Source organism: Planomonospora algeriensis (assembly GCF_977012225.1).
Map to the genome: position 1 here is coordinate 1 of NZ_CDRNDK010000310.1, position 7,921 is coordinate 7,921.

Sequence of the window (7,921 nt, forward strand, 5' to 3'; positions counted from 1 at the left end):
ACCGCCGGGAGCGCGCCGGTCTCCGCGCCGCCCGGGCACGGCACCGCGGGACCCGTCCCGGCGTGCCTGGGCGTGGCCGGTTCGTTCACTCCGCAAACGGTGCCACACTGGGGTCAGACATGCGACCTCCGCCCCACATCCTCGTGGTCAACGGCATCAAGGTCCGCCGGCCGGTGTTCGTGCTCGCCGCCCCGCACTCCGGCGCGGACCTGCTGGGCCGCGCCCTCAAACGCTCCCCCGGCTTCCACGTCACGATGGGCCGCGCCGCCGTGACGCACGTCGTGCACGCCTTCGCCCGGCGGCCCTCCATCGCCCGCCGGGGCCTGGGCGCCATCCGCGTGCTCCGGGACGCCATGGCCGAGTCCTGGCAGATCCTTCCCGGGGCGTGCCGCGAGTGCCCGGACGTCTGCCGGGAGGCGGGCGGCGTGACCGGGGCGGGCCCGTGCGCGACCGCCGGGGCGGTCGCCCGGTTCGGCGACGCCAGCCCCGACCTGCTCTACAGCGCCCCGGTGCTGCTCCAGGCCTTCCCCGACGCCCGGTTCGTCCAGCTGATCCGGGACGGCCGCGACGTGACCGCCGACATGATGGCCGACCCGGCGGCCCTGTCGTGGTTCAAACCGGTCCGGGTGAGCGACGACACCGAGTTCCCCAACCCCTTCCTCGGCGTCAAGTCCGCCGAGCACATCGACCGGTGGAAGGCGATGTCCACGGCGGGCAAGTGCGCGCTGCGCTGGCGCGGGGCCGTGCGCCTGGCCGCGGAGCTGCACCGCGAGCTCCCCCGCGAGCAGCTGCTGACCCTGCGCTACGAGGAGCTCGCCGCCTCGCCCGCCGAGACGGTGGAGATCCTCTCCCGCTTCCTGGAGACCCGCGTCTCCAAGATCGCCCTGTACGGCGGGAGCGCCCCGAAGGTCGGCGCCTGGCGCACCCGCCTGCGCCGCGAGGACGCCGAGCTGGTGGAGAAGGTCGCCCGCGAGGAGCTGGCCCGCCTGGGCTACCGGTGACCGCCCGGCTGCTCCCCCGCTCCGTCACGGCGGCAGCGCCCGGCCGGTCCCCGCTCCGTCACGGCGGCGGCGCCCGGCCGGTCACGACTGGGAGCTGAACTGCGTGCGGTAGAGCTCGGCGTAGACGCCCCCGGCGGCCAGCAGCTCCTCGTGCCGGCCCCGCTCGGCGACGCGGCCGTCGGCGATCACCAGGATCTGGTCGGCCTCGCGGATCGTGGACAGGCGGTGCGCGATGACCAGGGAGGTCCGCCCCGCCAGCGCGCTCTTCAGCGCCCGCTGCACTGCGGCCTCCGACTCGGAGTCCAGGTGCGCGGTGGCCTCGTCCAGGACGACCACCCGGGGCGCCTTGAGCAGCAGCCTGGCCAGCGCCAGGCGCTGCTTCTCCCCGCCGGACAGCCGGTAGCCCCGGTCGCCCACCACGGTCTCCAGTCCCTCGGGCAGGGACTCGACCAGCTCGGCGATCTGCGCGGCGCGCAGGGCCTCCCAGAGCTCCTCGTCGGTCGCGCCGGGCCGGGCGTAGCGCAGGTTGGCCCCGATGGTGTCGTGGAACAGGTGGGCGTCCTGCATGACGACGCCCACGGTGTCGCGCAGGGACTCCAGGGTGGCCTCGCGCACGTCGAGCCCGTTGACGCGGACCGCGCCCTCGCTCACGTCGTACAGCCGGGAGACCAGCGAGGTGATCGTCGTCTTTCCCGCGCCCGAGGGCCCGACCAGCGCGACCAGCTCACCCGGGCGGGCGGTGAAGCCGATGCCGCGCAGCACCTCGCCGCTCTGCCCGGTGTCGGGGCGGGCCACCGCCTCCAGCGACGCCAGCGACACCTCCGAGGCCGCCGGGTAGTGGAAGCGCACGTCGTCGAACTCGACCGTCACCGGCCGGCCGGGACGGGACGGGCGCCGGGCCGCTCGGCCACCATCGGCTCCAGGTCCAGCACCTCGAAGACCCGGTCGAAGCTGACCAGCGCGGTCATCACGTCCACGTGCACGTTGGACAGGCTGGTCAGCGGGCCGTACAGGCGCATCAGCAGGGCGGTGAGCGCGACCAGGGTGCCGACCTGGAAGGCGCCGTTCACGGCCAGCACGCCGCCCACGCCGTACACCAGCGCGGTGGCCAGCGAGGCGACCAGGCCGAGGGCGACCCGGAAGACCGTCCCGTACATGCCGACGGTGACGCCCACGTCGCGCACCCGCCCGGCGCGGGCGGCGAAGGCGTCCGCCTCCTCGCCCGGCCGGCCGTACAGCTTGGCGACCATGGCGCCCGCCACGTTGAAGCGCTCGGTCATCATGGAGCTCATCTCGGCGTCGAGCTCCATCTGCTCGCGGGTGAGCCCCGACATCTTCCGCCCGACCCACTTGGCCGGGAGGATGAAGATCGGGAGCAGCACCAGGGCCACCAGGGTGATCTGCCAGGACAGCACGATCATGGTGCCGAGCACCAGCACCAGCATGACCACGTTGGACACGACCGACGACAGCGTGCTGGTCAGCGCCCGCTGCGCGCCGATCACGTCGGTGTTCAGCCGGGAGACCAGGGCGCCGGTCTGCGTCCGCATGAAGAACGCGACCGGCATCCGCTGCACGTGGTCGAAGACCTCGGTGCGCAGGTTGTAGATCAGGCCCTCGCCGACGCGGGCGGAGAACCAGCGCTGGGCCAGCCCGAGCGCGGCGTCCAGCACCGCCAGGCCGGCGATGGCCGCCGCGAGGCCGACGATGAGCCCGGCATCGCCCGCCTTGATGCCGTCATCGATGATCGCCCGCATCAGCAGCGGGTTGGCGACCACGATGACCGAGCCGAGCACGACCAGCGCGAGGAAGGCGGCGATCTGCCGGGAGAACGGCTTGGAGTAGCGCACGATCCGCTTCACCGTGCCCGGCGCGAGCCGCTCCTTGGTCACCGAGCTGTCGCGCCGCAGCGAGCGCATCGCCTGGGGGCCGAAGCCCCCGCCCATCATCGCCATCTGGCCTCCTCTCCCGATCCGAGCGCCGGGAGAGGCGACGTGATTCCCGGATCAGCTCCGGGCGAACACCGCATCCGGCCTGCTCTCTCAGCCGAACAGGGCCTTGATGCGCGCCATCTGCTCGCGCCGCTCGGCCGCGCACTGCTCCTCCAGCGTGCGTCCCGAGGCGCCCTGGAGCAGCCGCTTGGTCGCCGTGGCGGCGTCGCGGTTGGTGGCCAGCAGCGCCGCCGCCAGGTCCCGTACGGCCTGCGCCAGCTCGCCGGGGGCGACGACCAGCTCGGCCAGGCCGATCCTGGCCGCCTCCTCCGCGCCCACGGTCCGGGCCGTGAGGCAGATCTCCACGGCCCGCGACAGGCCGACGAGGTCGACCAGCGGCTTGGTCCCGGTCAGGTCGGGAACCAGGCCGAGCGCGGGCTCCTTCATGCACAGCTTGGCGTCGTCCGCCAGGATCCGCAGGTCGCAGGCGAGCGCCAGCTGGAAGCCGGCGCCGACGGCGTGGCCCTGGACCGCCGCGATCGAGACGATGTCCGGCCGCCGCAGCCACATGAACCCCTGCTGGGCCTGCGCGATCCGCTCGTCGAAGGCCGCGCCCTGGAGCGTGGCGGTGCTCGCGAACGACCCCTGCCCCGGAACCCCCTCCGGAGTGAACATCCGCAGGTCGATGCCCGCCGAGAAGGACGGCCCCTCACCTTGGACCACGACGACCCTCACCTGCTGCGGCAGGTCGTCACCGATTCGAGCCAGCGCCGACCAGGTGGCGAATGTCTGAGCGTTCCGCTTCTCCGGCCGTGCCAGCGTGATCGTCGCGATCTCGCCGTCCACCTCGAAGCGCAGTCCGACCTCCGTAAGGGAGATCTCCTCCGCACTCCCCCCCGTGCACCACTTCCGCCATCGCTCGTTCTCCCTTGCGCTCGCCGTCTGTCACGCCCGAGCCTACCGACTCTTCTAGAATGAAGTTCGGCGGGCTCGGGCGGACGGACGAGCTGAGGACGAGCGGCTGCGGTCGCGCGTTCCGAGGCGGCTCAGCGCTTGGTCTTGCCCCGGGTGGCGCCGCCGCGCCCGCGCAGAGTCACACCGGACTCGCTCAGGATGCGGTGGATGAACCCGTACGACCGGCCGGTCGAAGCGGCGAGCGCGCGGATGCTCTCACCCGAGCTGTAGCGCTTCTTGAGATCGGCGGCCAGTTTTTCACGGTCGGCCCCGGTCACCCGGGTGCCCTTCTTGAGAGTCTCGGCCACGAGCTACCTCCTGTAGTGCCAGACTTCCGCAGCGTTACTCCGCCATGATCAGTCATTTCTGCGGGATCGGCTACCTACTCCCAGGGAAAAGATCCGTACCCGCTCAAATTGAGATCAGGCAAGTGCCACAAGATCGGAAAATTCGTCGCTCCACGCGTCTTCAACTCCGTCCGGCAGCAAGATCACCCTATCCGGTTGCAGAGCGTCCACAGCACCCTCATCGTGCGTTACGAGGACAATTGCCCCAGAATAGGACCTCAGGGCCGTGAGCACCTGCTCCCGGCTGGCCGGGTCCAGGTTGTTCGTGGGCTCGTCCAGGAGCAGGACGTTGGCCGCCGAGAGCACCAGGGTGGCCAGGGCCAGCCGGGTCTTCTCGCCGCCGGAGAGCACCCCGGCGGGCTTGTCCACGTCGTCGCCGGTGAACAGGAACGAGCCCAGGACCTTGCGCAGCTCGACGTCGGCCAGGTCGCCCGCGGCCGAGCGCATGTTCTCCAGCACCGTGCGCTCCGGGTCGATCGTCTCGTGCTCCTGGGCGTAGTAGCCCAGCTTGAGCCCGTGCCCCGGCCGCACCTCGCCGGTGTCGGGCTTCTCGATGCCGCCCAGGATGCGCAGCAGCGTGGTCTTGCCCGCGCCGTTCAGGCCCAGGATGACGACCCGGGAACCCCGGTCCACGGCCGCGTTGACGTCGGTGAAGACCTCCAGCGAGCCGTAGGACTTCGACAGGTCCGTCGCCGTGATCGGGGTGCGCCCGCAGGGGGCCGGCTGGGGGAAGCGCAGCTTGGCGACCTTGTCGCTGCGCCGCTCCACCTCCAGGCCGGACAGCAGCCGCTCGGCGCGGCGCTGCATGTCCTGTGCCGCCTTGGCCTTGGTCGCCTTGGCACGCATCTTGTCGGCCTGCGACATCAGCGCCGAGGCCTGCTTCTCGGCGTTGGCGCGCTCGCGCCTGCGGCGCTTCTCGTCGGTCTCCCGCTGGGCCAGATAGGCCTTCCAGCCGACGTTGTAGGTGTCGATCACCATCCGGTTGGCGTCCAGGTGGAGCACCCGGTTTACCGTCGCTTCAAGGAGCGCCACGTCGTGGCTGATAATGATCAAACCACCTTGATGGGATCGCAAAAATTCGCGGAGCCACGCGATCGAATCCGCGTCGAGGTGGTTTGTGGGCTCGTCCAGCAGGAGAGTCTCCGCTCCGCTGAACAGGATCCGGGCCAGTTCCACGCGCCGGCGCTGACCGCCGGAGAGGGTCTCCAGCGGCTGGCCGAGCACCCGGTCGGGCAGCCCCAGGCTGGAGGCGATCGAGGCCGCCTCCGACTCCGCGGCGTATCCGCCCAGGACGTGCAGCCGGTCCTCCAGCCGCCCGTAGGCGCGCACCGCGCGGTCGCGGGTGCGCTCGTCGGCCGAGGACATGCCCAGCTCGGCCTCGCGCAGCTCGCGCAGGACCTCGTCCAGCCCCCGCGCGGACAGGATGCGGTCGCGGGCGATCACCTGCAGGTCGCCGGTGCGGGGGTCCTGCGGCAGGTAGCCCACCGCGCCCGTGGTGGCGACCGTGCCCGACGCCGGCAGCGCCTCGCCCGCGAGCACCTTGGTCAGCGTCGTCTTCCCGGCGCCGTTGCGCCCGACGAGGCCGATCTTGTCGCCGGGGTTCACCCGGAACGACGCGCCCTCGATGAGCAGCCGGGCTCCGGCGCGGAGTTCGATGTCAGAAGCAATGATCATGTTTGGGGGAACACTCCCAGGCTGGGGGATTCACGGGCTCACCATGGCGCTGTGGCCGAACCCGCCGCGCCCTGTGTCTCCCGGCTCTCGGCTCGGCCGTCCCGCTCCGTCGCGGGCGGCGTCAGTCGGGGGTGCGCATACGGATCAGTGTACGGCTCGCGCGCACCCGCGCCCGCCCTGTTCCCCGCACCGCACCCGGCCCGCACCCGCCGCGGACGCCGTCCGGCTCCCGTCCCGGGGCCGTGCCGAGACCGTCCGAGACCGCCCGAAGCCGCGCCGAGGCCGCCCTGGCCCGCACTGGTCCGCGCTGAGAGCGCCCGAGGCCGGGCGGGGCCAGCGAGACCGGGCGGGTCCTCAACCGGGTCAGGGACCGGGCGGTCTCAGGCGGATCAGGCGGGGTCGACGATCCTGATCCTGACCGCACGGAACTGCGCCGGGGTCGTGGTGAGCACCGCCAGGCGGGGGTCGGGGACCGTCAGGAAGGGCTCGGCCTCCAGCGCGAAGACCGGGGCGAGCCTGCGGTCGGCCCGCAGCGCGTCCACCGCCCGCCGGTCGCCGCCCAGGATGACCGCCTCCAGTCCTCCGGTGTGCGGGCCGAGGACCCGCAGCGCCACCTCGGCCGCCGCCTCGTGCGCCTGGTCCACCTGCTTCTCCCTGCGCCGGGCGAAGCGCCGCTGCGACCAGCCGCCCGCAGCGCTGCGGCCGTGGACCTGCCGCGAGCCGACCTTGGAGGAGACCAGCTCGTCCCCCTGGAAGATCCCGGCCGCGTGGCCGCCGAGCCGTACCAGCAGCACGCCCACCCTGCGCTCCCGGCGCACGTGGGTGGTCAGCCGCGCCAGCGGACCGCCGCCGCCGGCCGTCAGCGGCGGGAAGGGCACCCGGCACTCGGCCACCGCCCCCGTCGGCGCCCTCGATCCGGACCACCTCGTCGGAGGCGGCCGCCTCCAGCGAGCCGTGCCGCTCGGCGAAGCCGTCGATCCAGCGGCCGAGCCGCTCCGGCCCCACCGAGACCCAGCGGCCCCCGCCCGCGGCCGGTCGTGACGTCATGCCCGGACCCTACCGGGGACCGGAGCCCGCGCCGGCCCGAGGGTGCGTCCGATCCCTTCCCATCCGAGCCGGGACCGAGCCCGGGACTCCGGTGAGCCCGCCGCCTCGGCGTGCTCCTCCAGCCAGGCACACCATAACTGAATTTGGTTAATTTCCACCAAATAGGAATAATTCGGCGACTATGCATCAGCGGACCGGCTCAGGTTTCGCGGGCCGGCTCTCCGCGCTCGTGGCCTTCGCATTGCTCACCGCCGCCGTCGCCGCCGTCTACTTCGGGCTGGGCGCGCTCGGCGTCGACGGACTGGTCGCCGCGCTGGCCGCCGGAGTCCTGTTCCATCCGCTCCGGCTGCGGCTGCTGAAGCTGACCGACCAGCTCTTCACCGTCGAGCGCGACCCCTACCAGCTGGCCGAGCGCCTGGCGCAGAGCGTGCAGGCCGCCGGCGGGTCAGGCGAGGCGCTGGCCTCCGGAGCCGCCGCCGTCAGGCAGGCGCTACGGGCGGACGGCGTGCTCGTCGAGGTCGAGGGCACCAGACTGGCCGCCGGGTCCACCGGGGACGGTACATCGACCACGCCCGTCGCGCCGCTGGTCACACCACTGGTCTGGCACGGCCGGCCGGTCGGCAGTCTCACGGTCTGGGGCGCCCGCCCGGACCGTGGCCTGCTGGACCTGCTGGCCAGGCACCTGGCCGAGGTGGCGCACGCCGTCCAGCTCACCGGCGACCTGGCGCGCGCCCACGAGCGGCTGCTGTCCACCCGCGAGGAGGAGCGGCGACGGCTGCTGCGGGTGCTCGACGACGGGCTCGGCAGCACCCTGACCGCGCTCACCACCATGGTCGCCGAGGCGCGTGCGGCCGCAGCCGGCGCCGACGCGCTGCTGCTGCAGGCGCGCCAGCGGCTGGCCGAGTCCGTCGAGAGCGTGCGCGACCTGGTCTACGGGCTGCACGCGGTGCCGGCCCCGCCCGCCGGC

5 protein-coding genes and 2 pseudogenes are annotated in these 7,921 nt (G+C 72.9%); 2 read left to right on the forward strand and 5 right to left on the reverse strand.

All coding sequences use genetic code 11. The annotated features are described in order from the left end of the window. Window positions 1–119: 119 nt before the first annotated feature. On the forward strand, window positions 120–1,001 hold the full coding sequence (locus ACWJ6R_RS25565; RefSeq protein ID WP_449064674.1) for a sulfotransferase family protein: 882 nt from the start codon (window positions 120–122) through the stop codon (window positions 999–1,001). 81 nt (window positions 1,002–1,082) lie between these two features. On the opposite strand, the pseudogene ACWJ6R_RS25570 reads toward ACWJ6R_RS25565, so the two are convergent. The 5 genes and pseudogenes from ACWJ6R_RS25570 to ACWJ6R_RS25590 form a co-directional block, all read right to left on the reverse strand. Next, window positions 1,083–2,956: pseudogene (locus ACWJ6R_RS25570) on the reverse strand (ABC transporter ATP-binding protein). Window positions 2,957–3,043: 87 nt separating this feature from the next. Continuing rightward, on the reverse strand, window positions 3,044–3,778 hold the full coding sequence (locus ACWJ6R_RS25575) for an enoyl-CoA hydratase/isomerase family protein (protein ID WP_449064675.1): 735 nt from the start codon (window positions 3,776–3,778) through the stop codon (window positions 3,044–3,046). 200 nt (window positions 3,779–3,978) lie between these two features. After that, the gene (locus ACWJ6R_RS25580; RefSeq protein ID WP_068899248.1) at window positions 3,979–4,194 is read right to left on the reverse strand and encodes a helix-turn-helix domain-containing protein; all 216 of its coding nucleotides are present in this window, start codon (window positions 4,192–4,194) and stop codon (window positions 3,979–3,981) included. A gap of 114 nt (window positions 4,195–4,308) precedes the next feature. After that, entirely contained in the window at window positions 4,309–5,907 is a 1,599-nt protein-coding gene (locus tag ACWJ6R_RS25585) for an ABC-F family ATP-binding cassette domain-containing protein (protein WP_449064676.1), read from the reverse strand. A gap of 389 nt (window positions 5,908–6,296) precedes the next feature. Beyond that, window positions 6,297–6,800: an acVLRF1 family peptidyl-tRNA hydrolase gene (locus tag ACWJ6R_RS25590; protein WP_449064677.1), complete on the reverse strand. Its 504-nt coding sequence runs from the start codon at window positions 6,798–6,800 to the stop codon at window positions 6,297–6,299. Window positions 6,801–7,135: 335 nt separating this feature from the next. On the opposite strand from ACWJ6R_RS25590, the pseudogene ACWJ6R_RS25595 reads away from it, so the two are divergent. Continuing rightward, a pseudogene (locus ACWJ6R_RS25595) lies at window positions 7,136–7,921 on the forward strand (sensor histidine kinase); the annotation flags it as partial.